Consider the following 26226-nt stretch of genomic DNA (forward strand, 5'->3'; position numbering starts at 1 on the left):
ATAGGGATAATCTTGTAAATGGGGCATCCCTGTATCATTTGACAAATTGTAAACAGTACGATCATGAAACTGAACATAGTTTATTTCCTTATAAACATCTTCCTAATTGGAAGTATGTTGTCCGGCTGTAAAAGGGAAAATCCGAATACACCGTCTATTTACTTAACGATGGCCGAAACGAATCCGGTCGCCCGTTTAGCTGTAGATTCTTCAGGCGCTGCACAGGCCATTTCGATAACATCTTCCAGTCTTGTAGACCGTGAAGTATCTGCGGAGATTCGTGTGGATACCCTTTTAATTCAGGCCTACAACGCTAAAAACGGTACGGCCTATAAAGCACTTCCGGAGGCGGCGTATTCGCTATCAGCAAATCGGGTGCGAATAACCCCAGGCACGAACGTGTCCGATGCTATTGCGTTTCAGGTACACGGAACGGAACACTTTCGAGTGGGCGAGGCCTATATGATGCCTATCACGATTCGCAGTGCCGCGGGCATGCCCGTTATCGAAGCGTCAAGAACGGTTTATCTGATCCTAAACCAAGTGATTATAACGCGTGCTGCATCGCTAACAAACAGAAACTATTTTCGAGTAGATTTTTCAACCAATAACGATGCCTTGCGGGCGATGCAAAACATCACCATGGAAACGCGTGTGATGGTAAACAGTTTTGCAACCAGTACGCCATTTATAAGTTCGGTGATGGGGCTTGAGGAGATGTTTTTGATGCGTTTCGGCGACGTAACCGTTCCTCCCAATGTGATGCAGGTAGGCGGTATCAATGTAAATTACTCGTTTACTACAAATACTTGGTACCATCTGGCAGCAGTTTACGACGGAAGCCAGATGCGGGTGTATGTGGATGGACAACTGGCGGGAAGCCTTGCCGTAAGCCGCACCATCGATTTAACCAGCATGTGGGCCGGTGGATTCCACTTTGGTTATTCTGCAGGAGGGCGCTATTTGGACGGTGCTATTAGCGAAGCAAGGATATGGTCAAGGGCGCTATCACAGGCCGAGATTAACAACGGGCGCTGCGGCGTAGATCCAGCCAGCGCCGGTTTAATAGGGTATTGGAAATTTAATGATGCGGAAGGGCGTACAGTCCGCGATATCAGTGGAAACAACCGTGATGCGGTTGCCATGCGCGATATTGTGTGGGTGCCGGGCGTGCGCTGTGAATAGAAAGAACGAATATACTAACCGAGCCAACTGGGCTCATGTAATGATGATGTACATATGAAAAGATATATAAAACAATGCTGTGCCAGTAGGGCGCATTGCTTGGCTCTATTGCTATCGATCGCGCTGCTGAGCAGTTGCCGACAGCATGATCTGGCCTTGCCGCAAGATTTAATTATCTATATGCCGACCGGATCAACGGCGAATAGCATGGATGCGACCTTTGTTACGGCTCGTCGCCAGGTGTTGGCCGGATCGGGAACAGCCTTTCCCGTATTGCTTACCCGGGCGTATGATCGGGATGTGCAGGTGACGGCAAGTATCGATACGTCGCTGCTTGCCGATTATGACCGGCAAAATAATACCCAGTCGCCGCGCTTTCCGGACGGTAGTTTTGCACTGGAAGGCAACGGCCAGGTGCGCATTCCCGGCGGGCAGGAGCGCTCTGTCGATTCGTTGCGCGTCACACTGGGATCGCAGGCCGCAGGCTTAGACCTGACGAAGCAGTATGTGCTACCCGTACGTTTATTGGGTACAGACTCCAACCTGCCGTTGAGCAGTAACCGCGCAGTTATGTATCTGCGTATCAGGTTCGCGCCGATCACAATGCAGCTGAATGGCATGCCGGAAAATAGGGTGATGGCCATTCGCATCAACAGGACACCGGCGGGTGACGTGGTAAACGGCAACCTTCAACTTACGGCAGCACTAAGTACCGTATTTGCACAGCCGTTATCCGTTGGTCTTGCAGCTCGGCAAGATTGGTTGGCCGATTATAACCAAGTCAATCAAACCCGTTATGAAGCATTCCCCGCGGGAACCTTTACCCTTAACCCGAGCACTGTTTCTATTGGCGCTGGAGCATTGGAAGCAGCAACAGCATTTAGCCTTGCGTTGAGCAATACGACTGCTTTTGAGCCGGGTCGTGATTACATGCTTCCAGTAGGTGTTGTTGATGAAGGGCCGATACCTCCACATGAAACGCAGGGCGCTGCTTATTTTACGGTGAGCGTAGCCCTTCAAAATATTGATCCGGCGAATCCTGCACCGTCGGGCAGTCGCGTGGATCGTAGCGGCTGGACAGCGACGGCCAGTTCGACAGATACGCAGTATGCCCCCGGAGGAATACCGGCGATGGCTTTCGATAATAATCCGGCCACCGGATGGCATTCGGCATTTGGCGCCGCAAATGTCATTTTCACGGTAGACATGCAAACCTTAAAAAACATCCGGGGGTTTAGTTTCACGCCGAGGTATTGGAATTATTTTAGTTCGGTATTCGTCTCTGCCGTGACCGCTATGGAGGTTTCCTCGAGTAATGATGGTGTTAATTGGCTAGTACAAGGTTCCTATTCCGGCAGCATGCCGGGCGGTACAGCTAGCAATCCTCAGCTCCGGAATTTGAGTTTCTATACAGCGGTACAGGCGCGCTACTTCCGGTTTAGGATTACGCAATACGGACAGTATATGCCTGGATTTGGCGAATTATATGCTTTCGAATAAGATGTAAAGCCGATCGGCTGTCTATTTGTTTAGGTAGCCGTTTGTTGAAAAGCGTCCGGTAGGCTGCCGGCGCTTTTTCTCAGCGCAAAAGAAACAAGGGAGGTACGGCCGACCAGATACAAGGCGATCTGCGCATTGAAGCAGCGTGTACAGAAAAGCTTTTTCCATGATTTACGCTTCTACGTTTCGTTTTAAGACGATACCAATGTAGAAAAACGTGCTCGCCCGGGCTTCTTGTGGCTTCGGACGAGCCTTTTAAAAAAGCGATAACAGTGATTCGTCTGAGACGATTTCGCCGCCTATGGTCACGGCATCATCTCCATTCGGTATGGCGGACAATGTTGCCATGAACCTCGCTCGCTGCAATCTACGGAGAGCTGCTGTCATCCAGTTAGCAGGCCAATTTACCATGTTTAAACGAAGCATAAACATATATGGATTTTGCTCATAATGGAGGGGCTGGGGACTACCTTCTTGTGTAGTGAGCATGACCGCGTCCGCCTCGCGATAGCGATGAAGCGTGTAAAAAAACTGATCAGGGAGCTGCTTATCAAGATCTGCACCTCCTTTCCACAGGCTTTCGATGCGTGGTACCTCCAGGGTTTGTACGGTTGTTGTCTCGATAGGATTGAAATCATCATCGTATTCATAGGTCACTATGGAATCTCGCTGAAGGACAAGTTCCTTGCTCACGAGGAGGTCTACATAGTTTGGCGGGGTTTGGAACAAACCTGTGGTAAGTCCATCCGCAAAACGAGCTATGGTCGCTTCGATTATCGGAGTAGCCTGTATGGGCAGTCTGCTCCAAAATGCGATGGCCGTTTTCTCACTATTCATTTTCCGAACGCTATAAGGACCGGATTGTATTTTTTTTCCGAGGCGCCCATGCCCATCGATAGTGAGTTTTTGGTCTGCAAGCTCTGCCGTAACCGCAAGTTGACCATCGGATTGCCAATAAGTCATATGACCTTTTTTCGCTACATGACGATACGATTCAAGTTGGGTAAGCGCTACCAGATTTTCCGATGGATCTAGCAAGGCGTACGCTTCGTCGGTCCAGTCTGCATCTGTTGCCCCAAATCGAAACACAACCCGGTCGCCTTTTGTCGCCACCTGTATGTATCGGTGCAGCCGACGAAATGTATTGCTGTCTGTACTTTGCTGCGGCGGGCCCGATTCTGAATAGTTGTTCACAAAGCGGCTCCAATCCTCTATATCCTTAATTTGATGGATGCTGTAAAAAATGCCTGGATCCTTTGGTAAACTAAACAGCAACAACTTTGCGGGGATAGCCAAACCGGTATGCCACACATCTTTCAGAAATTGTGATTTGGCTCTACCCGTATTCAGGGTATCGTTGGATGCGGTGCGCAGCAGCGGGACTATATTATCGATGAGTAGTTCATCTATGGACAGGATGAGGAATGATGTGCTATGTTTATGTACCAGTTGACGTTTAGCCTGATAATCTCGTATATAATAAATGGATATTGCCGCGACGATGATCGCGGCAATAACGCCCAGTACAATTCCGGCAACTTTTTTCATGGAGCTGATAGCTAGTTCAAGGGAGGGGTATCGATAATGCTTTGAAGAAGATATTGCAGCGCATTGTTTTCTTTTTGGGGAAAAGCCACAGAAATCTCGCCTTCTAATCTATTCTTTTTTAATCCGTTTGCCCGTATGCTAATGTCGCCGTAGTCGGCAAGTGAAGCGACGGTCTTTGTGCCGTTGCCCATGATCGGAATACCTAGTTTATTGATAACCTCCGGTAGTTGCGCCGTGTGGACCGTAGCGGTCATGTTGTTGGCGAAAATTTGTTTTTTAACGGAGGCATCCTTACTGGTTTTAAATTGATTGTTTTTAATAGCCACTAGCTGTTCCTCATCGTTTCCGACAAAAACGAGGTCATCTTTAAAGAAGATGTATATAGGCATTGATTTTTCATGTTCAGATATCCTAAAAACTCCTTCGGATTGGCTTGCCTGATTCTTTTTCTCGGCAAATAGCAGTAGGCGTTTATAGATCCGCTGATCTTCGGAGGTGAACATCCAAAGGAAATTCGGAATCTCTTCCTCCTTGGTCTTTTTAACCTCCTTATAGTTGTATTCTTCGTCGTATTCGTAGTCTATATAGTCTGTTGTTACTTTTTTAAGATCATTGATAAAGACGATATGATCACCTCGCATGACCTTTGCTATTGCTTTTTCATCCAACGCAATCTGTATGCCCACTCCAGCGATGTTGATTAAATCTTCATAGGATGGCAGCACGGGGGCATACCAGCGTTCAAACAGCTTCGGGATGCCATTGAGGTAAGCTTCTGTACTTACATTCAGGGACAAATAACCCAGATGCTTTTCGGGGATATACTTCGCAAATTTTCGATTCGCTTTGCTTGTATACATCTTAGCGAATAGCTGCCGAATATCCTTATCCAGGCCCACGGAACCCTTAACCTTCAGTACGTTTTTTTCTTGAACAAGGTCCAGCACAGCATCTTGATAACCATAATTCAGGTTCTGCATATTGATGCCAAAACCTCCGCTAAGATCACCATAGGGCAGCGCGTCGCGGTAAACTTCATTGAGGTCTTTCACCCACACATGCAGTAGCGTGTTGTTCCTATCGTACTTGCCAATTTGCTTATGGACGATTGACGCTTTTGTTAGGTGTAAGTGCTGTTCCACCTCTGTTGTTATCCATACTTGAAAAAGGGAATTCTTTATAGAATCGTTTTTTGCATTACGGATCATTTCTTCTTGGTAGCTATCATCATTATAGCTATCATATTGGGTGTCGTAATAATCATCGTAAGCGACCGCGGTGTCGGCATAGGCATAGTCATCCCAGTCCGCGGGCGGGGCAATACTATCATACGACGTTTCTGTCGTTATTTGCATGGCTGTGTCCGCGGCGGCAAGGGTATCCCCGTCGGCGAGACTATATGCTAAGTCTCCAATGCTGTCGATAAGCGTATCCGGGATTTTAGTGCCGAAATCTCCCATACCGTCAATAGCCGGATCGAAAGCGGTAGCAACGCTATCATACAGATTGTTTGCATAAGCTGGCAATTCGATACCATAAGCCGCCGCAACGCTATCGTTTCTAAAATAATGACTTTTGTAATTGCCCGTGAGGATCAGCAGGCTATTATTATCCCACGCAAGCTGCGTTTTTCCGTCCTTGGCCGTGGCCTGTCTAAGGCCAGTAGGCAGGGTGCTGGGCGTGAGCTCGGAAAACATACTTTTTTCGATTTCGTGTCCAGCCTTTAGCGGGATTAATATCCCCACATAATACGCGCTATCGGTGTTTGTTCGGTACACGTAGGCATTACGATCATAATCCAGGTCAACGTCCTCTAGGGTATTGACGCGGCGCTGCTGCCCATCCTGTAGGGCATCAAAAGCACCGAGCGTGGTCAAGACTTCATTCAGTTTTTCCAAAGAGCTGTGTTTCACGATGGCTTGATTGTTCAGCACAGCAACCATATCGGCCTGGGAGGGGATACGTTGCATTAAATCTTGCCCATATGTTAAGCTGGAAAAACCCAAGCCAAGGAGGCCAATGAGGTATTTTTTTAAGGCGATCATGTTATTTTGTTAAAGTAATGGTATTCGCTAAAGTTGTCGACCCGTTGATCAGGTTGGTGGCTGGAATTTTTAATAATACGGCTTTGTTGTTGCTTGATACCTTCGCCGATTTATTGACCTGCGATTGGATAGCATGCTCGAATCTGATAATGTTTGTGTAGTACGCATCTTTGAACAGTTGTCGATCTTCGCTTGGTATTTTGGCAAATTGTTTGGCGATATCTGGTGCGTAGGTGTAGCTCCGTGAGAAGACGCGCGTTGCGCGGTTGTATGCATAACTATTGTAGCTTATGAGTTTGGTGTTAAACTGTTTGGACAAGGTGTTGCTAAACTCGTTTAAGGCCTGGATAGACGTGAAGTTACAGGATAAGGTGGCGATAAAGTTTGTGAAGTCCAAGCTGTATTGAACGTTGCTGATGCCCTTAGTCGCCTTCAGTTTTTTGACGGCATTTTCGACTTCGCTTGTCACAGTGGCTTGCGAGGGTATCTTGATGCCGTTCACCGACTTCATTTGCATTAAAGAGGCCACCTTCGTTTTGCTTTTGCTGAGGTTCAGCGTAGCTTTTATCGTTCCTGATCCATCTTGTTTCATATCGATCTGTTCCACCAAATCGAAGCAGCCGGTAAGAAGGCAGCAACTTAAAGTAGCAAGCAATAAGGGGAAAAGTCCTTTCATTCCGTTCATATTATGTTGTGTTGCTGGTATGTGTAACCATTTTCTCTCTGCTTAGCCGCTAATACGTATACATCAGTCTGTGTAGAAGATGGCTAATAATGTATGCAGACGGAGCAAAAAGAAAGCCAATGTATGCAGCGTTTCCCTTGTTTTTTTGTTAATCAGATCAGCCGGTAGCCGAAGCAGTATGCTGATCTGGATATACGCTTTATTCCAGTCTACCGCGGGTTGTGCCGAATGACACCATATTCGATAGCCAGCGTAATGGCTGAGCTCAAGTTTGCAGTCTTAAATTTCTCGATCAGATTTTTGCGGTGACTTTCGACGGTGTGGGGGCTGATAAACAGTTTATCGGCGATTTGTGCTGTGGTGAGTCCGCTAGCCGCCTCGGCAAGTATTTCCTTTTCGCGCCTAGTTGACCGCGGTACCGTGTTCAAGCCATCGCGGTCTTTCTGTTCGACAACTTTGCGTAACTGTGCACAAAGGAATGGTTTGCCGGTTAAAACCACATCTATCGCTGCCAAGATTTCGTCAGCAGATGCGTTTTTCTGTATATAACCATTTGCGCCTTCCTGCATGACACCGTTTATTACCGCGTATTCGTTATGAACGCTCAGGATGATGATATGCATGTTTGGGAATGATAACCGTATACTGGGCAACAGCGCTAAGCTATTCGCATCCGGTAGGTTGATATCAAGCAGCAGCATATCGGCCGGCCGCGTTGCCAGTCCTTCCAACATGCTCGACGCCGTAGCATATCCGCCCACCACGTCAATATGTGGCGCTGTAGCGAGCACGTTCTTCAATCCTTCTAACAAAAGAGGATGATCATCCGTAATTGCAATTTTTACCATAGTGTTGTAAGCAGGCGGCAAAGAAACGTCATCCGCAGTGCGCTGTTCGTTTTCCGACTGTGATGTAAAGGTACGGATCAAATCAACAATCGTATATCCCCGAAATCCGCCATTTTTTAGCTTATGGCGATCGCTATCTTCGTAGCATAAAAAAATCCCGGAGTTGAGCGCTCCAGGATTTACCAAACCAATTATTAACCTAAATTATGAAATTATGAAATTTTCTTTTTGCTTTCTATTATAAACGGCGGTCCAAGAGATATCGTATATGCAATTAAGTTTTTAACATTTTTTAACACTTTTTGCGCTAATCTGTTTCGCGCAGATTTTGTCCCAGAAAGATTTCATTTTTCTGATCGGATGATAGCGCAATAAAGCGTTCGTAATGCTTCAGCACATCACTAATCATTTCGTTTTTAGTGAAATATTGAATATCATATCCTGCACGATTATCGCCGAAGTAGGTATGCGGTACGTAGGTCTGTTCATCGGTAATATCGGGAGCATTGCCTTCATTCCGAAGGTAGTCAGAAACCGTTTTGGCTTCATTCCTTACACCATAGATGAAATCTGCCATGTTTTCGTGTTGGATTTTGATTTCCACAAAATGGGGTGATGTGCTGAGCGCACTTTCTACTTTCGCTATGATCCCATTGCTTTCAAATTCCTGTTTTAGCTCTTCGAAAGCAGGTTTCACCGTTTTTACCAAGTATTGGTTTACATCCTTTTTCTCGTGATAGGCCACGATACGTTCTAGCCTTTCTTTCCAAAATGCGCCCGACCAGCTACTTGTTGCATGGGAGAGGGGACGGTCGTAATACTCCGAATCGATCAATAAACCTTTGATCAAGCTGTAGCAAAATAACAGCATAATGATGGCAAACGGTAATGCGGTGATTAGCGTCATGGTTTGCAAGGCTTGGAGTCCGCCCGCATTTAACAATACCAAAGAGACGATGGCTAACATAGCGCCCCAAAATGTCAGTTGCCATTTGGGCGATTGCTCAGCGTTGTTGGATGAGATGTTGTTCATCACATAGATGCCCGAATCCGCCGATGTCACAAAGAATATAAAAATGATGAATAGCGAATATATACTGACGACATGCGACATGGGGAAATATTCAAAAAATTTGAACAGTAAGAGGTCGGCTTGATCAATCATGGCCGAGAGCGATCCTTGGGCTTGGTGCTGATCAAGCCATATGGCGCTATTGCCGAAGAATGACATCCAAAGGAAATTAAACAAGGTTGGTATCAGCAGCACGGCTCCTATAAACTCGCGAATCGTTCTTCCTTTCGAAATCTTTGCAATAAAAAGCCCCACATAGGGCGACCAAGAGATCCACCACGCCCAATACAGAATAGTCCAGTTAAAAAACCATTCTTGGCGCTCTGGTTCATAGGCGTGGGTATTGAAAGTCAGGTTGAAAAAGGCGTTGATGTAGTAGCCAATACCTTCTGACAGACTGCCAAATAAGAAGGTCGTTGGTCCGAAGATAAGGACAAATAGTAAGAGAATTACAGCCGCAACGATATTGAGCTGACTTAAGAATTTTACACCTTTGGCGACGCCCGAGGTGGCAGAAGCTATGGATATGGTCATGATTACGAGCACAATAATCACCTGATAGGTAAAACTCACATGGGGCAATATGCCAATATGAACCAGGCCGGCACTCAACTGCATGACGCCGAATCCCAGTGTCGTGGTAATCCCGAAGAACGTGCTACATAGGGCAAACATATCAACCACATCACCAGCGCGTCCGTTTATCTTGTCCTTTAGCAGTGGGTAAAAGCAGCTCCGAAGCGATAGTGGTAAACGATAGCGGTAGGTAAAGTACGCTAGACTCAGGCCAACAACGCCGTATATCGCCCAGGCATGTATACCCCAATGGAAGAAGGTATACAATTGTGCGTCCTTCGAACGCTCCTCCATCGATAGCCCTTGCAAGGAGCTGTCGGCATAGTGCGATAAGGGTTCGGCAACGCTGAAATACATAAGGCCAATGCCCATTCCAGCTGCGAAGAGCATCGAAATCCATGAGAAAAAGGAAAACTCGGGTTTTGCATCATTCGCACCCAACTTGATATTTCCGTATTTGCTCAAAAACAAAAAAAGAAGAAAGAAAACGAAGAGGGTTACGACCAATACATACAACCAATTCAAGTTCGTGAATAGCGCATTCTTTACGATGGATAAATAATAGTCGGTGGCCGTAGGAAAGAATACCGACAATAAGGATGTGCAAACAATAAAGAGTAAACTCGGAATAATGATCCCGGGTACAAAACTGCTCTTATTGTTTTTTATGAAGTTGTTTAAACGCATGTATGACATTTTTTAAAGAGGTTACCCGCCTTTGCTTATAGCACTACGGTTCATTTCGAAACAGGAAAATGCTAAACACTATACGCAAAAACTAGACCGATTGCTTGCCAGATCATTGTTTTGGAACGGCAGCTCGGGCTTTTGCTAAACGGGTGAATTTTATTCTGTTATTTACGTGTTATTCCTTCGAAATGTTTGCGAATCTACATAAAATTAGTCTAATTGACAATTCGATGCCTTGTGTGGGCTCTTGACAAAAGATCCAGCAGCAACAAAAAGGCCAACGTATCGTGATCGATAGTCGGCCTTTTTTTTCCATGGTTTGTAGGTGGCTACAGGATCTCTGCAATAAAATTCCCTGTTTGATGGATAAGGTGTCGCTTCGCAATAATCTCCTGTAAATTAATTTTTCCAATAACATACTTGAAGTCCTCGCCGTAGAAACGTTCACTAATGGAGTCGAACTGTATCTGCCCCAAGACACTGTCATCAGCATATCGGAAATAGACAGACAATTGGTAGTCGGTATTGTATTCCACCTGACCCGCATCAATATGTTTTTTATATTCGTAGCGGTAACCGTAGCGCAGTGCCGCAATATCGGATAAGACGGCCGATCCCGTAGGATGTCCGCCCGCACCTTTACCATAGAAAAATTGCTCGTCAGCAAATGCAGCTTTTACCAGCACGCCATTGTTTTCATTTTCGACATTGTAGATGATATTATCCGGGCGTACAAACTTAGGCAGAACATAGAGCACCACTTGCTTGCTGTTGATTTCTTTTGCCAACGGCAGCAATTTGATTTTAAATCCTTTCTCCTTCGCGAATCGAATATCTTGATCGCCAAGTTTATCAATGCCGAGATTAAGAATTTTTTCCGGGTCTACGTAAATGCCATAGGCGTGCGACGCTACAATGGCCAGTTTATATTTCGGATCGTAACCACCAACGTCTAAGGTGGGGTCCGTTTCAGCAAAACCCAGCGCCTGCGCTTCCTTTAGCGCTTCGTCGTAGCTCTGCCCCTCATTGAAGACTTTAGATAAAATGTAATTGGAAGAGCCATTGAAAATGCCACTTACAGAGTGCAGCAGTTCATTATCATAATATTCTTCCAGATTTCTAATGATGGGAATGCTACCACAAACAGCGCCTTCATAAAGCAGGGAGGTGCCATGTAACTGTTGCAATTCGGCCAATTCTTCCAAATGTGAGGCAATCATCTTTTTATTGGCAGAGACTACATTTTTCCCTTCGCTAAGCGCACGTTTGACGAAGCTGAATGCAGCATCCGCATCGTCGATAAGCTCTACTACCGTATTAATTGCTGTATCGGCCAAGATGGCTTCGGGATCTGTGCTAAATAATTCGGATGGCAACGATCTCTTTTTACCAGCATTTTTTATGACAAATTTTTTGATTTCTAAATTAAGCTTCTTCGTTCTTATAATATCATATAGACCTTGTCCTACAACGCCAAAGCCAAACATGCCTATTATCAATTTCTCTCTCATTTTTTGTATGTATTGTTTAAAGTTAAAATCTCGTCGCTACGCTGTCGTGCTATTTTTTGACGCAGTTGCCGGCGCCGCCCACTGGCTAATTTCTCTCATGCCTATGGCTATTGCGATGGCAACGCTACGTGGACTACATCATTCCGGTAAATCGCATGGTTCTAGCGTACTTTGTCAAAAGCCGTCTGCAGATCGTCCTTAATATCGTCTACATGCTCGATACCTACGGATAAGCGTAGCTGCCCCGGGAATACGCCGGCGCTACGTTGCTCCTCGTCAGACAGCTGTTGATGCGTGGTTGCCGCCGGATGAATAATCAAGGTTTTTGCATCGCCAACGTTTGCCAGGTGGCTTATGAGCTCCAAGGCATCTATAAATTCATTGGCCTTTTCGGGGCCTCCCTTGATGGTGAATGACAGCACAGATCCATATCCATTCTTGAGATACTTCTGGGCGCTTTCGTGGTAAGGGTGGTTTTTAAGACCGGGATAGCTTACCTTCTCAACGGATGGATGGGCTTCCAACCATTGCGCGATTTCATAAGCGTTATCGACGTGGCGTTGCACGCGCAAAGAAAGTGTTTCCAGGCCTTGAACCAGCAGAAATGAATTAAAGGGAGACAGGGCCGGGCCGAAGTCGCGTAGGCCTTCCACCCGGGCGCGGATAATGAACTGGATATTTCCAAATGGGCCGTTTGGCCCGAAAACATCGGCGAAAACTAAGCCGTGATAGCCTTCCGATGGCTCGGAGAATTGCTTAAATTTACCATTTCCCCAATTGTAGTTACCCCCGTCAATGATCACACCACCGATGCTTGTACCATGCCCACCGATCCATTTTGTGGCCGATTCAACAACGATATGTGCCCCATGTTCTAAGGGCTTGAAGAGGTAGCCGCCGGCGCCGAAGGTGTTGTCCACAATCAAGGGGAGGTCGTACTTCTTCGCCAAGGTCGAAATCTTGTCGAAATCCGGGATAATATAACTCGGGTTACCTATTGTCTCTACATAAATAGCTTTTGTCTTGTCGTCGATAAGCTTTTCAATATTGTCTGCATCCGAGTCTGCGGCAAAGCGGGCTTCTATACCCAGACGTTTAAAAGAAACCTTGAATTGGTTATAGGTGCCACCATACAGATTGGCTCCAGCCACAAAGTTCTCACCGCTTTCCAGAATATTGGTCAATGCAATAAACTGCGCCGCTTGGCCCGATGCTACTGCTAGGGCCGCTACACCACCTTCGAGTGCGGCGATACGTTTTTCGAACGCATCGGTAGTGGGGTTCATGATGCGCGTATAAATGTTTCCGAACTCTTTTAAAGCAAAAAGGTTGGCGCCATGCTCGGCATCGTTAAAAACGTAGGAGCTTGTTTGGTAAATAGGCAGTGCGCGTGCTCCGGTTGTGGGGTCTACTTCTTGGCCGGCGTGCACTTGTAGTGTTTCAAATTTATGGTTTTTACTGACTGACATCGTTTCTGGATTTTTTTAATTATAGAACATGTTGGTTGCACACTCGCTGCGATTGGGGGGGATGTGGCCGTTCGTTATGCTGATGCATGAAGATAGGGGAGTGCGTGCCTATCCGTCATCAAGAACGACTAGCGCATTCGCGTAGTGGCCAATATCAAGCAACAAGCGTATGTTGCGGGATATGCTACGGAATGGAATAGATGTAAATGCTGTTTTGCTGTCATTGTCTTATTTCATTTATATGCTCCAAGATGATATTACCTTGGACAGGAATTGGCACCTTTTCAACAGTTGCTGAAGGTTGCCAGTGGGTCATCGAGCCAGTCTCTCGCCACTTCTTTATAAATCAAGACCTAGTAAGGAAGGTGTTGATTAGTGCACCACGATTGAGGTACGCAGGCAAATATAGCTGTTTTTACAGATAATGCAAATTATATTTTAAAACGCAGGGCTGTTTTATCGCCGCTAAGAAACGAAAAAAGCCTCATCTGCAGATGAGGCTTTGGTGGTGCCAGCTGGATTCGAACCAGCGACACAAGGATTTTCAGTCCTTTGCTCTACCAACTGAGCTATGGCACCTTGAAGAGATGATGTCTATTGTTTAAACACACGCTACGTTTTTGATTATCCTCTGTTACGTTCAGAGTTTGCGGTGGTGCCAGCTGGATTCGAACCAGCGACACAAGGATTTTCAGTCCTTTGCTCTACCAACTGAGCTATGGCACCTTGAAGAGATGATGTGTATTATTTAATACACGCTCTACGTTTTTGATTATCCTCTGTTACGTTCAGAGCTTGTGGTGGTGCCAGCTGGATTCGAACCAGCGACACAAGGATTTTCAGTCCTTTGCTCTACCAACTGAGCTATGGCACCTTTCGCAAGAATTTTCCTTCATTGCGTTGCAAATCTAGGTTCTTTTTTCGAATTCTAAAACTTTTGCCGTAAATATTTTTGCTGCCAGAATCAACTGATTGATTCTGATTGAGATAAAATTACATCAAATAAACACGCTGAGAAGACCAAATACGTTATCTTTGCACTTCACAAAATGAATATGAGTAAAAGAGGAAGAGTTTTGGTCGCAATGAGTGGTGGAGTAGATAGTTCTGTGGCGGCCGTGATGTTGCATGAACAGGGCTATGACGTCATTGGTATTACGATGAAAACTTGGGATTATGCGTCCGCAGGTGGCTCATCGAAGGAGACCGGTTGCTGCAGCTTGGATAGCATCAACGATGCGCGTGCACTGGCCGTTGGTTACGGATTCCCCCACTATATTTTAGATATTCGAGACGAGTTTGGTGATTACGTGATCGATAATTTTGTTGACGAATATATCGCGGGACGCACACCCAACCCATGCGTCTTGTGTAATACACATATCAAATGGTCAGCACTGATGAAGCGTGCCGATAAACTTGATTGTGAGTTTATCGCGACGGGGCATTATGCAAACATCCGTATGCATGATAACGGACGCTACGTGATATCGAAAGGGCGTGATGAGAACAAAGACCAGTCCTATGTGCTCTGGGGAGTATCTCAGGAGAATCTGGCGCGTACACAGTTCCCGCTGGGAAGTTTCACAAAAAAAGAAATCAGGCAAATGGCCTTGGAAATGGGACAGGCGGAGTTAGCGCAGAAATCAGAGAGTTATGAGATTTGTTTTGTGCCGGATAACGACTATCGTGCATTTTTACGCCATAAAAGGCCAACGTTAGATACCGAAATCGGTCCAGGAAATTTCATTTTGGCAGATGGGACCGTAGTCGGTCAACACATCGGGTACCCTTATTTTACCATCGGGCAGCGCAAAGGATTGGGTATTGCCTTGGGTAAACCGATGTTTGTCATCGAGATTTTGCCGGAGAGCAATTCCGTCGTATTGGGCGAAGAGCACGAGCTTGAGAAATCGCAGGCCTTTGTTCGTGATATCAATTTGGTCAAATACGCTTCACTGGAGCAACCTTTGGAAGCGGTTACAAAAATTAGGTATAAAGATGCCGGAGCACAATCCATCTTAACACAGCAAGGTAACATCATGCAAGTAGATTTTGCGCATCAGGTGAAAGGTATTGCGCCTGGACAATCCGCCGTATTTTACGAAGGAAACGACCTTTTAGGTGGTGGATTTCTGATGAAGTAATTTTTAATTATTCAAAATAGATCATAAAAAAGGGGAGGCAATCAAGAATGCCTCCCCTTTTTTATGGATTATCGTTGACGATTAGAGTTTAGCAACTTCTTGCGCCAAGTCGATAATTTTGTTGGAGTATCCCCACTCGTTGTCATACCAAGCAACGACTTTTACAAAGTTATCGTTCAAGGAAATACCTGCTTTTGCATCAAAGATAGATGTGCGCTCATCTCCTAAAAAGTCAGTCGAAACAACCTCGTCTTCTGTGTAACCAAGAATTCCTTTCAAGTCGCCTTCAGCAGCTTCTTTCATAACTTTCTTGATATCGTCATACGATGCGCCTTTTTCCAAACGCACGGTTAAGTCAACAACAGAAACGTCTGCTGTAGGAACGCGAAGTGACATACCGGTTAATTTGCCTTTCAACTCAGGAAGAACCAATCCTACCGCTTTAGCAGCACCTGTAGAAGAGGGGATGATGTTTTGGTAAGCACCACGGCCACCTCTCCAATCTTTAGCCGATGGGCCATCAACCGTTTTTTGTGTCGCTGTAACCGCATGTACGGTTGTCATTAATCCTTCCAAAATACCAAAGTTATCGTTCAATACTTTAGCGATAGGCGCTAGACAGTTTGTTGTACACGATGCGTTAGAAACGATGTTATACTCCGCTTTCAACGATTTGTGGTTTACACCCATTACAAACGTAGGCGTATCATCTTTCGCTGGAGCAGACATAACGACTTTTTTCGCACCTGCATCAATATGTTTTTGCGCGAGTTCTTGCGTTAAGAAGAAGCCTGTAGACTCAATAATAACTTCCGCACCAACTTCGTCCCATTTCAGGTTTGAAGGATCTTTTTCCGCTGTGATACGGATTGTCTGTCCATTTACAATTAGGTTACCATCTTTTACCTCTACCGTGCCATCAAATTTGCCATGTGTAGAATCATATTTAAGCATATAAGCTAAGTAGTCAGGCTCTACCAAATCGTTAATACCTACGATTTCGATATCGCTGCGCTTGATTGCTGCTCTGAATGCTAAGCGGCCGATACGGCCGAATCCGTTAATTCCAATTTTCATTTTATTAATTTTTATTAATGTAATACTTCACTAAGTTTTGAACCGGTTCTTTTATAATGTGACCGATGTTCAGCCCATACTCATTCCCTAATTCCCGCAATATTTCTGCATAGTTGCTGGCCACAGATCCCGTAAAGTTGAATTGGTTATCCGGGTACAGCTCTGAAAGTGGAAGGAGATAGGTCTTGATATAAATCTCCAAGCCTTTCTTTATCTGCTGCGCAAAATAGCTTTCTTCTCTATTTTCGTAAATGAAATCTGCGAAGCTGGTCAGGAAAAGGTTGGGGTTTGGGTTGTAATATATTTTGTCCAATATTAAGCGGCGATCTAGGCTATGTTTGTGCAAGAGTTTTTCCTGGATGCCGGTTGGCATACTGTCGGTCAGGAAATCTTTCAAAAGCTGCCTGCCAAGCCAATTTGTGGAGCCTTCATCAGCCAAAATATAGCCTAGGCCATAATTATTGGGCACCAATTTTTTTCCGTTGTAATAGGCTGCATTAGATCCGCTCCCAATAATACCGATAATACCTTTCTCGTCGCCGAAGGTCGATATCGCAGAGGCCAACACATCATGACTGGCCTTTACTTTGGCATGCTTAAAAAATTGCATAAACACGCGCTCTATTTTTTCCTGACGTTCAGGCGAAGAAGCGCCAGCCCCGAAAAAATAAATCTTTCGTATTTTTTCGGCGTTGTTAATAAGGTGTGTGTTTTTGTTGAGTAGTTGCACAATGTAGCGGTCATCTTGAATGTAGGAATTGATGCCGGATGTCCGAAAACCGTGCAGCACACGATTTTTGTCGGCTATTCGCCAGTCTGCATATCTTGAACCGCTAAAAACAACTACAATCATATCGTTTATTAAATCGCCATAATTTTTGCAATCTCGACAAGGTCTTGGTTTAGCTTCAGCTCTTTCTTGCTCAATGCCTCTTCCAAGGGCGTAGTCACAATCTCCGAACCTCGGATACCTACCGTGGCTCTGGAGTTACCTTTCAGTAATTCATTGACTGCGTGGTAGCCCATGCGGGTCGCTAAAACTCGATCTGCGCTACTTGGAGACCCCCCTCGTTGCAAATGCCCTAAGATACTAACTTTTGTGTCAAAATAATCAAATTTTTCTTTGACACGCTTGGCTACATCCGTGGCGCCACCGTTTTTATCGCCCTCGGCCACGATCACGATCATGGACGATTTATTGCTATCCGCGCCTTGGGATAGCATATCAATCAGCTCTTCAATAGCGGTATCTTTCTCTGGTAGCAAAATGGCTTCAGCGCCACCAGCAACACCGGCGTTTAAGGCGATACAACCAGAGTCACGACCCATTACTTCCACAAAGAATAAACGGTTATGCGATGCCGCCGTATCACGGATCTTGTCGATGGCCTCGATAACGGTGTTGTTTGCCGTGTCATAGCCAATAGTGAGGTCTGTGCCATTTAAATCATTGTCGATCGTTCCTGGAATGCACATCACCGGTATGTCGTATTCGCGGGAAAAAATTTCAGCGCCCGTAAATGTACCATCGCCACCGATTGCGACCAATGCATCAATACCCGCCGCTTTTACGTTTTCGTATGCTTTCGCACGACCTTCCTTCGTCTTAAACTCCATGCAGCGGGCTGTCTTCAACACGGTGCCCCCCATTTGGATAATAGCGCTTACCGAAGGGCTGTCCATCTCAAACATATTGTTATCGATCATGCCCTGGTAACCATGGTAAATGCCTGTTACTTTCTTTCCGTTATATATGGCGGTTCTTACTGCGGCGCGAATTGCTGCATTCATGCCAGGAGAATCTCCTCCCGAAGTAAAAACACCTATTCTTGTTATTTCTTCCACTCGATTAATCATTTTAGGTATTACGAATATAGTGTGTATTTTTTACACTATTAAATTTTTTTTGCTTTTTTTAGATTATTATGATATAATTGGGGAGGATTGTTCATGTCTTTGAATGGCCCCATTGTGAAAAAACGTACTTAAATTTGAGATTATTTTGCAGACTCATTTTACGATTGACTGTGTTATCTACAGTTTTAACGAAGGAAAGTTACAGGTATTGTTGACGGAGCGAAACGAGTATCCTTATAAAGACTGGTGGGCTTTGCCTGGATTTTTCGTCGATAAGAACGAAGAAATGGAAGGCGCTGTCAAACGCATCTTATACGAGCACACGGGTCTGAAGGATATTTTTATGGAACAGCTTGGGGCTTTTGCGGGTGTAAAACGTCATCCCCAAGGCCGGATACTGACAGTAGCCTTCTCCACGATCGTAAAATACGATGATGTTAAATCGAAAATAAAGCCCATGACATCCTATATGCGGCAAGCGAGTTGGTTTCCGGTGACAGCCTTGCCCGAACTGGCGTTTGACCACCACCAGATTATCCAGCAAAGCCTACAAAAACTAAAAAACAACATCCATTATTCCACTGCGGTATATGAATTCCTTCCCGAAAAATTTACATTGACACAGCTGCAGCAGGTGTATGAGGCGATATTGGGCAAAGAATTGGATAAACGCAATTTTCGCAAAAAGATCGCTAACGACGGTTTCTTGAAAGAACTGCAAGAGGTGCAGAAAGGGGTTTCTTATCGCGCCGCAAGACTTTATAAATTCGACAAACGTAAATTCCAAAAACACGTTGGTGTAGAGTAACTTCTACTAAAAAGTCATCGATTTGTTAATTTACTATTAAATTTCAATTCTTCCTACATTGATCCTTTGACCGTATTTGACTTTTTTATATTTTTGAACGTTTTTAGAAAAAAGTCAGAAAGTATAAAGGTAAAAATGGATAACAAAAAGGAACAAATCGTACAGGCAGCTTTAAAGCGCTTCGCTCATTACGGCTTTAACAAGACTACAATGAGCGAGATTGCCGTGGATTTGAGTATCACGAAAGCCAATCTATACTACTACTATCCGGATAAGAACGCGCTAATTAAAGATGTTCTCATTTATATTTCCGAGGATATTTTGCGTAATCAGTACAGCATCATAGACGGGTATCAAATGAACTTGTTAGATGTACTCAATGCGCTACTCGAGACTCGCGCCAGCTTTTTGCGTGACTATTACGTATTACACATTAGCGAAAATCTGGAATGGATAAAGGGACAGGGGGTAGGAACGGTATTGGAAGCGTTGCATGGCAAGGACATAGAAATGATGACCGTGTTATTTAAAAAAGCCATGGATCAAGGCGAAGTGGCACTCGACGATGTGCAACAAGATGCAGCTTGCTATATCGAAGTGATAAAAGGCTTAAGCTTGATTCGGAGTGTATCAGACGTATTGTCTGGCATGCCCAACGCCTATAATGTAGATGAGATCTTGGAAAGTCAAAAACGTGCTACGGCATTCATCTTTGAAAATAAATTAATCAGCAAAAACTAATATATAGATAATTCTTCTTAAAAATGAGATTTAAATTTTTGAGTGTTATAACCGCGAGCCTGCTCTTTTCATGGAGCCAAACCTCAGCGCAGGAAATTTTGACGCTCCAGCAAGCGGTAAAATTTGCTTTGGATAATAAAAAAGAAGCCAAAAATTCAAAGCTTGATCTGGAAAACGCGCAATATCAAATTGACGAGGTACGCTCAGGCGCATTGCCGCAGATAACAGGTGTAGGTAGTGTAACCTACAACCCCTTGATTCAACAAAACGTGATTGTCATGGAGGATCCTGCAACAGGACAGTCCGTTTCTACCGTTATACAGTTTGGACAACCGTGGCAAGCAAACTCCAATTTACAGGTTAGCCAGCAAATCTTTAACCAGGCCTTGTTTACAGGCTTAAAGGCTGCTAGAACGACACGAGAGTTTTATCAAGTGAACAAGGAATTAACCGATGAGCAGCTGATCGAAAAGGTCGCTAATGCCTACTACCAAGTTTTCCAATCGCAACTGCAAGTGGAAACCGTGGAGAGCAATTTAGGCAATACTGAGAAGAACCAGCGCGTCATTCAAGGTTTGGTGGATGCAGGCTTAGCCAAGAAAATCGATTTGGATCGGACCACGGTTCAGGTCAATAACCTGAATGCGCAATTACAACAGGCAAAAAACGCCTTGGAAATCCAAGAGAATGCGTTGAAGTTTGCTATGGGCATGGACATTACAGCCCAAATTGATTTACCCGATGAGACCTTTGCGATTGATGCGCAGGCACTAGAAAATCTGCCCATCGATCTGGATAACCGCACGGAAATTCGCGTATTGGAAAAGCAAACGGAATTACTAGAACTGGATAAAAAGGCGAAAATAGCGGATTACTATCCCACACTATCGTTCTCTGGTAATTTAGGCTACATGTCTTTCGCGCAGCGTTTCCCTATTTTTAATGGCAATGCTACGAAGACGGCTTACTCCGCGTTGGGGTTAAATCTATCCATTCCGATATTTAATGGCGGGAAGACAAAATCACAAATCAGTCAAAAGAATATTGAGATTTTGCGCGCAAAAGTAGAACTCGAAGATACGAAGCTGGCGTTAACCATGGCGAGTGAAAATGCAAGAACGCAAGTTAAGAATAGCTTACTGACGATAAACTCCAATGAAGGAAACGTGAAGCTAGCGAAAGAGGTGTTGGACAATACGGAAAATAACTATAAAAACGGGTTAGCTACGTTGACAGAATTGTTAGATGCTGAAAACGCGTATGCAGATGCGCAGAACAACCTGAATAATTCATTATTGGATTATAAAGTGGCAGAAGTACAACTGATCAAATCAAAAGGGAATTTAAAAACACTAGTAAACGAATAACTAACGTGTATAAGAGCTATCTTGTATTGTGAAATATCGATAAAGCAAGCCGGATAGTATATACAGCCATTAAAAGACAAATAAGATATATATGAAACGTACAATAATTACGATAATCGTCGTAGCTGCAGCTTTAGCAGGGATCATGGTTTTATTGAATAAGAATAAAGCGAAGAACGAGGCCCAGACAGCTGTCGTAGCGCAAAAAAATGCTGCGGTGGCAGTTCGGGCAGATGTGGCAGATATTCGCGAGGTAAACACACAATACATTACGAATGGTTCTTTTTCGCCCAAGCAAGAAGTTATGCTTTCGGCAGAAGCGGCCGGTCGGGTGATACGCGTTTTGGTGGAAGAGGGGGATGCTGTACGTCCTGGTCAGACCCTGGCTATAGTTGACGGTGATAAGCAGAACGTAGATTTAGCGAATATGCAGGCAAATTATGAGAATGCCAAAGCAGATCTTGCTCGTTATGAAAATGCATTCAAGACGGGGGGCGTTACGCAACAACAAGTTGACCAAGCCACGCTAAAGGTAGAAAACGCAAAGAATAGCTTGAAGTCTTCACAGTTGTCTGCTTCTGATGCCAACATCTCCGCGTCGTTTGCCGGTGTTGTGAATGCGCGCAATATCGAGCCAGGAACCTACGTTTCTCCGGGCACGCAAATGTTTGAAATTGTCAACGTGTCCACCTTGAAGTTGTTAGTGAATGTCGACGAGAAGAATATAGGCCAAGTGAAAGTCGGGCAATCAGTCAACGTGCAATCTACTGTATTGCCAGATCAAACTTTTAATGGTGTAGTGAAATTCATTGCCCCTAAAGCGGATGCAAGTTTGAACTTCCCGGTTGAGCTCGAAATAAGAAACAATGCGTCTAACGACTTAAAAGCCGGTATGTATGGTACGGCCTATTTTGGCAGTGAAGCCAAGTCTATGGTACTCACGATTCCACGCAGCGCCTTTGTTGGTAGCGTAAGTTCAAATCAAGTGTTTGTAGTGAAAGACGGCAAAGCGACCTTAACAAAGGTAGTGTCTGGTAGAAGTTTTGGCGATTATATCGAGGTTGTTTCTGGTATCGAGAAGGGTGCACAGGTGGTGACCTCCGGCCAAATTAACCTTCTAGACGGAGCCGCCATTGAAATTATTAAGTAATAAGCGAAATCTATTCAATGAAAATATCAGAAATATCAATAAAAAGGCCAAGTATAATTATAGTACTCTTTATTATACTTACGCTTGGTGGTATCTTCTCTTATTCCCAGATGGGGTACGAGCTGGTGCCAAAGTTTGAGGTAAACGTAATTAACGTACAAACCGTCTATCCAGGGGCTTCACCATCCGAGGTGGAAACATCGGTAACGAAAGTTATTGAGGATGCGGTGGCAAGTTTGGAAAACGTAAAGAAGATAGAGGCCAAATCGATGGAATCTGTATCGATGGTGATGATCCAGCTGAACACGGGAGCCGATGTGAACTTCTTGCTCACGGATGCGCAGCGGAAGATTAATGCGGTAATCAATGAGCTTCCGGATGATGCGGAAACGCCTGCCTTGTCTAAATTCTCGTTGGATGACGTGCCGATTATGAATTTATCGGTCACCTCGAAGTTGACAGAGAAAGAGCTTTACGATGTGTTAGACCAAAAAATACAGCCTGTATTTGCCCGTATTAATGGTGTGGCAAAAGTTGACATGGTGGGTGGTGAAGAGCGCGAAATACAAGTAAGCGTTAACCCCAGCAAATTGGAAGGTTATGGCCTGTCCATTATGCAGGTACAACAAGCGATAGCATCTGCCAACCTTGACTTTCCTACAGGAAATGTTAAAACTCGCGATAACCAAACGACATTGCGTTTATCCGGTAAGTTTACCACACTCGACGAGTTGCGCGAATTGCCCATCACAACACCGCGTGGTGTGATGATTCGCTTAAGCGATGTTGCTGATGTGCAAGACGGCATTAAGGATATCGAGAAGATTGCCCGTATCGATCGTCAGAACACCATTATGCTGCAAGTGTTCAAACAGTCTGATGCCAATGCGGTAGCTGTTTCGGAGCTGGTGCAGGGCATGATCGGAACGGTAGAAAAAGATTTTTCCGATCAAGGCGTGAAAATAGGATTAGCCAACGATACCACGGAATATACCTTAACCGCTGCGGACAACGTGGTGCACGATTTGATGATCGCCATTGCGCTCGTTGCTTTTATCATGTTGTTTTTCTTGCATAGCTTGCGCGATGCGTTTATTGCTGTGGTCGCCATTCCATTGTCGTTGATCGCTACATTCATCTTCTTGAATGCATTGGGCTATACGTTGAACTTAATGTCGCTTCTGGGCTTATCGCTGGTGGTAGGTATCCTGGTGGATGATGCCATCGTGGTTATCGAGAATATACACAGGCACATGCAAATGGGTAAAAATAAAGTGCGTGCAGCCTATGATGGGGCCAAGGAAATCGGATTTACCGTATCGGCGATTACCTTAGTTATCGTCGTGGTGTTCCTACCTATTGCGATGTCATCGGGTCTGGTATCTGATATTTTACGTCAGTTCTGTGTAACGGTGATGGTATCGACGTTGTTATCGTTACTGGTTTCATTTACGGTAGTGCCTTGGTTGTACTCGCGGATGGGACAATTAACCCACTTGGATAATAAAACATTTTTTGGCCGTATACTGACTGGCTTTGAAGCGGGATTAACAAAACTGACGCATTGGATCTCTGGTATTCTGGAATGGGCATTGAAAAGTCGCTTAAATAAAGTGCTGACCCTATTGCTTTCTATCGTGCTGCTTTTTGCTTCCTTTAGTTTAGTGGGCTTAGGCTACATCGGTTCAGATTTCTTCCCGGGCAATGATAAAGGCGAGTTTTATCTGCAAATCGAGATGAACAAAGATGCGTCTTTGGAACAGACAAACTTCATGACACAGAAGGCTGAAAATTACCTATCGCAAAAGCCCGAAATCGAGCGTATGATCACGACGGTGGGGCAGGCATCTGATGGAACAATGAGTACGTCGGGAACCAAATACAAAGCGGAAATCCACCTTATTATGAAGGATGGCTTTAATAAGGAACATCCAACAAAGGTTTACTCTGCTGAGCTTCGCCGCGAAATGGAAAATGTGTTAGTAGGTGCGAAGGTAAAAACAGTGAACATGGGTATTATGGGAGCGGAACAAGCGCCGTTGATGCTGACCTTAATAGGGTCGTCACAAGCTGATGCATTGGATGCTGCTCGTAAATATGAGGCTATCCTGCGCAAGATTCCAGGCGCTTCCGAAGTAAAATTAACGTCGGAAGATGGTAATCCGGAAATCAGTGTGAAGGTTGATCGCGATAAAATGAATTCCTTAGGGCTAGACGTGTCTACGGTTGGTATGACCATGCAAACGGCTTTCTCTGGGAATGATGACACGAAATTTCGTTCTGGCGATACAGAGTATGATATCAACATCCGCTTTGATGAAATTGGCCGTGGTAACATAGCCGATGTCCAAAACCTGAAATTTATCAATAAGGACGGACAGGCCATGCGCTTGGAGCAGTTTGCTGATGTATCGTACACATCGGGTCCAAGTTTGTTGGAGCGTCGTGATAAATCGCCTTCTGTATCCGTGCAGGCACAAGTGGTCGGCCGCCCGTTAGGATCTGTTGCTGCAGACTGGCAAGCTGAATTTGAAAAAGTACAGTTAAAGCCCGGCGTTTCCTACAAGTGGGGGGGTAACATGGAAAACCAGGAAGAAGGTTTCGGTACCCTAGGTGTTGCTTTGTTAGCATCTATTCTATTGGTCTACTTGGTTATGGTGGCCTTGTATGATAGTTTCGTTACACCGTTTGTTGTATTATTCTCGATTCCATTGTCATTTATTGGTGCACTCTTGGCCTTAGCCTTGACCAACCAGACGCTGAATATCTTTACGATCTTAGGTATCATCATGCTTATCGGGTTGGTGGCGAAGAACGCGATCATGCTCGTCGATTTTGCGAACCACAAGAAGGATTCTGGCGCGACAACCTATGACGCGTTGATCGCGGCAAACCATGTGCGTTTCCGGCCGATTCTGATGACCACGATTGCCATGGTTATTGGTATGGTGCCGATTGCTTTAGCGACGGGTGATGGTGCCGATATGAATCGTGGTATAGCCATTGTTATTATCGGCGGCTTATTGTCATCCCTATTTTTGACGTTGGTGGTTGTACCCGTCGTTTATTCAATTTTTGATGGCCTAGGCCGTAGGTTTGGGAAGAAAGAGAAAACCCAATATGCAGAATTGATGACAGCTGAATATGAGCAGAGTGAGGACTATGTAGATGAAATGGAACTTCAGCATTAATTTCTACGCAGTACAACTTTTTTATACACGATAAGGGCGGGCGATGTTTCAAACATCGCCCGCTTTTTTGTTTGTTCGCGATCTGTTAGAGGGGACTTACAACAGATTAAAACAGAATGCCTTTTGGCGTGTTATTGAATCAGCAACCTATATGTTAGTGTTTATGAAAAGTTTCAACGTTTTAAAAGGTACATCCGTACTAGCCGTAATGAGCGTACTTTTTCACGAAGATGGATCTGCGAGTACCTATAGCGATCCGCACAGCTATTTTTTTGAAGCTGACGATACCATTCCTAACAATCGCTTTCCCTTGTTGGTTTATCAAGATGCTTTTCACAGGCGCGGGGAGGAGGGGGCAACCTGGTTAGAAAAGCATTTCAATAGTAACAATTGGAGTAACAGTTGGCGCTCGAATATCTATTCCTTTCAGCATTACCACAGTAATGTACATGAGGTGCTCGGCTGCTATAAAGGAGAAGCTTTACTGTTGATGGGAGGCGCCCACGGTGAAAAGATTGCCGTTCAGGCCGGTGATATTGTGGTCATTCCGGCCGGTGTAGGGCATAGGTGTCTAGAGCAGAGTGCAGACTTCATGGTGGTAGGCGCTTATCCAAATGGGGCATCGGCAGATTTGATGAAGGGAGAAAAAGGAGAACGACCTGCTGCCGACAAGCGTATTGCGGAGGTAGCCATTCCAGATAAAGACCCCTTAACAGGCGAGCGCGATGGCTTGCGAAGCTTATGGATACCTTAAAAGTT

At 44.9% G+C, this 26226-nt stretch carries 19 protein-coding genes, 3 tRNA genes and 1 riboswitch; of the genes, 9 read left to right on the plus strand and 13 right to left on the minus strand.

Annotation, left to right across the window (positions count from 1 at the left end; translation table 11 throughout):
• The first annotated feature begins 63 nt into the window (after positions 1-63).
• Both B0I21_RS02115 and B0I21_RS02120 read left to right on the plus strand, forming a co-directional pair.
• A complete protein-coding gene (locus B0I21_RS02115) occupies positions 64-1185 on the plus strand; it encodes a DUF1735 and LamG domain-containing protein (protein ID WP_133638680.1) in 1122 nt (373 codons plus the stop codon).
• A gap of 54 nt (positions 1186-1239) precedes the next feature.
• Positions 1240-2685: a BT_3987 domain-containing protein gene (locus tag B0I21_RS02120; protein ID WP_133638681.1), complete on the plus strand. Its 1446-nt coding sequence runs from the start codon at positions 1240-1242 to the stop codon at positions 2683-2685.
• Positions 2686-2940: 255 nt separating this feature from the next.
• Here the strand turns inward: B0I21_RS02120 and B0I21_RS02125 are convergent, their stop codons facing one another.
• The 10 genes from B0I21_RS02125 to B0I21_RS02170 all read right to left on the minus strand — a co-directional run bounded on the left by B0I21_RS02125 (position 2941) and on the right by B0I21_RS02170 (position 14003).
• A complete protein-coding gene (locus tag B0I21_RS02125; protein ID WP_133638682.1) occupies positions 2941-4233 on the minus strand; it encodes a hypothetical protein in 1293 nt (430 codons plus the stop codon).
• Positions 4234-4244: 11 nt separating this feature from the next.
• Positions 4245-6278: a DUF4836 family protein gene (locus B0I21_RS02130; protein WP_133638683.1), complete on the minus strand. Its 2034-nt coding sequence runs from the start codon at positions 6276-6278 to the stop codon at positions 4245-4247.
• A gap of 1 nt (position 6279) precedes the next feature.
• Positions 6280-6963, minus strand: a complete 684-nt coding sequence (locus B0I21_RS02135; RefSeq protein ID WP_243835918.1) for a hypothetical protein — start codon at positions 6961-6963, stop codon at positions 6280-6282.
• A gap of 209 nt (positions 6964-7172) precedes the next feature.
• Positions 7173-7997: a response regulator transcription factor gene (locus tag B0I21_RS02140; protein WP_243835919.1), complete on the minus strand. Its 825-nt coding sequence runs from the start codon at positions 7995-7997 to the stop codon at positions 7173-7175.
• A 121-nt stretch (positions 7998-8118) separates the two neighbouring features.
• On the minus strand, positions 8119-10146 hold the full coding sequence (locus B0I21_RS02145) for a BCCT family transporter (protein ID WP_243835920.1): 2028 nt from the start codon (positions 10144-10146) through the stop codon (positions 8119-8121).
• 332 nt (positions 10147-10478) lie between these two features.
• Positions 10479-11660, minus strand: coding sequence for a homoserine dehydrogenase (locus B0I21_RS02150; protein ID WP_133638685.1), 1182 nt, complete (start codon positions 11658-11660; stop codon positions 10479-10481).
• A gap of 161 nt (positions 11661-11821) precedes the next feature.
• The gene (locus B0I21_RS02155; protein ID WP_133638686.1) at positions 11822-13129 is read right to left on the minus strand and encodes an O-acetylhomoserine aminocarboxypropyltransferase/cysteine synthase family protein; all 1308 of its coding nucleotides are present in this window, start codon (positions 13127-13129) and stop codon (positions 11822-11824) included.
• Positions 13130-13363: 234 nt separating this feature from the next.
• Positions 13364-13477: riboswitch (SAM riboswitch) on the minus strand.
• Positions 13478-13632: 155 nt separating this feature from the next.
• Positions 13633-13708 (minus strand) — tRNA-Phe (locus B0I21_RS02160).
• Between the two features lie 74 nt (positions 13709-13782).
• Positions 13783-13855, minus strand: a tRNA-Phe gene (locus B0I21_RS02165).
• A 72-nt stretch (positions 13856-13927) separates the two neighbouring features.
• Positions 13928-14003, minus strand: a tRNA-Phe gene (locus tag B0I21_RS02170).
• A 181-nt stretch (positions 14004-14184) separates the two neighbouring features.
• Here B0I21_RS02170 and mnmA point away from each other — a divergent pair.
• Complete coding sequence (gene mnmA / locus B0I21_RS02175; RefSeq protein ID WP_133638687.1) at positions 14185-15276, plus strand: tRNA 2-thiouridine(34) synthase MnmA; 1092 nt, start codon at positions 14185-14187, stop codon at positions 15274-15276.
• Positions 15277-15357: 81 nt separating this feature from the next.
• Here mnmA and gap read toward each other — a convergent pair whose 3' ends face one another.
• From gap to pfkA, 3 genes are read right to left on the minus strand one after another with little or no spacing between them, the layout of a single operon-like run.
• The gene (gene gap / locus B0I21_RS02180) at positions 15358-16353 is read right to left on the minus strand and encodes a type I glyceraldehyde-3-phosphate dehydrogenase (RefSeq protein ID WP_133638688.1); all 996 of its coding nucleotides are present in this window, start codon (positions 16351-16353) and stop codon (positions 15358-15360) included.
• A gap of 4 nt (positions 16354-16357) precedes the next feature.
• Positions 16358-17206: a hypothetical protein gene (locus tag B0I21_RS02185; protein ID WP_133638689.1), complete on the minus strand. Its 849-nt coding sequence runs from the start codon at positions 17204-17206 to the stop codon at positions 16358-16360.
• A gap of 8 nt (positions 17207-17214) precedes the next feature.
• Complete coding sequence (gene pfkA, locus B0I21_RS02190) at positions 17215-18198, minus strand: 6-phosphofructokinase (protein ID WP_133638690.1); 984 nt, start codon at positions 18196-18198, stop codon at positions 17215-17217.
• Between the two features lie 157 nt (positions 18199-18355).
• Here pfkA and B0I21_RS02195 point away from each other — a divergent pair, with 157 nt between their 5' ends.
• From B0I21_RS02195 to B0I21_RS02220, 6 genes are all read left to right on the plus strand, one after another.
• The gene (locus B0I21_RS02195; protein WP_133638691.1) at positions 18356-19018 is read left to right on the plus strand and encodes an NUDIX hydrolase; all 663 of its coding nucleotides are present in this window, start codon (positions 18356-18358) and stop codon (positions 19016-19018) included.
• 135 nt (positions 19019-19153) lie between these two features.
• Positions 19154-19759, plus strand: coding sequence for a TetR/AcrR family transcriptional regulator (locus tag B0I21_RS02200; RefSeq protein WP_133638692.1), 606 nt, complete (start codon positions 19154-19156; stop codon positions 19757-19759).
• Between the two features lie 23 nt (positions 19760-19782).
• The gene (locus B0I21_RS02205; protein ID WP_133638693.1) at positions 19783-21126 is read left to right on the plus strand and encodes a TolC family protein; all 1344 of its coding nucleotides are present in this window, start codon (positions 19783-19785) and stop codon (positions 21124-21126) included.
• Positions 21127-21217: 91 nt separating this feature from the next.
• On the plus strand, positions 21218-22276 hold the full coding sequence (locus B0I21_RS02210; protein WP_133638694.1) for an efflux RND transporter periplasmic adaptor subunit: 1059 nt from the start codon (positions 21218-21220) through the stop codon (positions 22274-22276).
• A 17-nt stretch (positions 22277-22293) separates the two neighbouring features.
• On the plus strand, positions 22294-25467 hold the full coding sequence (locus tag B0I21_RS02215) for an efflux RND transporter permease subunit (protein ID WP_133638695.1): 3174 nt from the start codon (positions 22294-22296) through the stop codon (positions 25465-25467).
• A 163-nt stretch (positions 25468-25630) separates the two neighbouring features.
• Positions 25631-26221 (plus strand): cupin domain-containing protein, encoded by a 591-nt coding sequence (locus tag B0I21_RS02220; RefSeq protein WP_166637753.1) that lies wholly within the window; start codon positions 25631-25633, stop codon positions 26219-26221.
• Positions 26222-26226: the final 5 nt, after the last annotated feature.

Origin of the sequence: Sphingobacterium paludis (genome assembly GCF_004364125.1) — a bacterium.
GTDB classification, from domain to species: Bacteria; Bacteroidota; Bacteroidia; order Sphingobacteriales; family Sphingobacteriaceae; genus Sphingobacterium; species Sphingobacterium paludis.

Bases quoted from the DNA above. Each gene is read 5' to 3' on its own strand.
- B0I21_RS02220 (WP_166637753.1), top strand. From the start codon at position 25,631: ATGAAAAGTTTCAACGTTTTAAAAGGTACATCCGTACTAGCCGTAATG.
- gap (WP_133638688.1), bottom strand. From the start codon at position 16,353: ATGAAAATTGGAATTAACGGATTCGGCCGTATCGGCCGCTTAGCATTC.
- B0I21_RS02135 (WP_243835918.1), bottom strand. From the start codon at position 6,963: ATGAACGGAATGAAAGGACTTTTCCCCTTATTGCTTGCTACTTTAAGT.
- B0I21_RS02130 (WP_133638683.1), bottom strand. From the start codon at position 6,278: ATGATCGCCTTAAAAAAATACCTCATTGGCCTCCTTGGCTTGGGTTTT.
- B0I21_RS02200 (WP_133638692.1), top strand. From the start codon at position 19,154: ATGGATAACAAAAAGGAACAAATCGTACAGGCAGCTTTAAAGCGCTTC.
- B0I21_RS02215 (WP_133638695.1), top strand. From the start codon at position 22,294: ATGAAAATATCAGAAATATCAATAAAAAGGCCAAGTATAATTATAGTA.
- B0I21_RS02115 (WP_133638680.1), top strand. From the start codon at position 64: ATGAAACTGAACATAGTTTATTTCCTTATAAACATCTTCCTAATTGGA.
- B0I21_RS02150 (WP_133638685.1), bottom strand. From the start codon at position 11,660: ATGAGAGAGAAATTGATAATAGGCATGTTTGGCTTTGGCGTTGTAGGA.
- B0I21_RS02185 (WP_133638689.1), bottom strand. From the start codon at position 17,206: ATGATTGTAGTTGTTTTTAGCGGTTCAAGATATGCAGACTGGCGAATA.
- mnmA (WP_133638687.1), top strand. From the start codon at position 14,185: ATGAGTAAAAGAGGAAGAGTTTTGGTCGCAATGAGTGGTGGAGTAGAT.
- B0I21_RS02125 (WP_133638682.1), bottom strand. From the start codon at position 4,233: ATGAAAAAAGTTGCCGGAATTGTACTGGGCGTTATTGCCGCGATCATC.
- B0I21_RS02145 (WP_243835920.1), bottom strand. From the start codon at position 10,146: ATGCGTTTAAACAACTTCATAAAAAACAATAAGAGCAGTTTTGTACCC.
- B0I21_RS02120 (WP_133638681.1), top strand. From the start codon at position 1,240: ATGAAAAGATATATAAAACAATGCTGTGCCAGTAGGGCGCATTGCTTG.
- B0I21_RS02205 (WP_133638693.1), top strand. From the start codon at position 19,783: ATGAGATTTAAATTTTTGAGTGTTATAACCGCGAGCCTGCTCTTTTCA.
- B0I21_RS02210 (WP_133638694.1), top strand. From the start codon at position 21,218: ATGAAACGTACAATAATTACGATAATCGTCGTAGCTGCAGCTTTAGCA.
- B0I21_RS02155 (WP_133638686.1), bottom strand. From the start codon at position 13,129: ATGTCAGTCAGTAAAAACCATAAATTTGAAACACTACAAGTGCACGCC.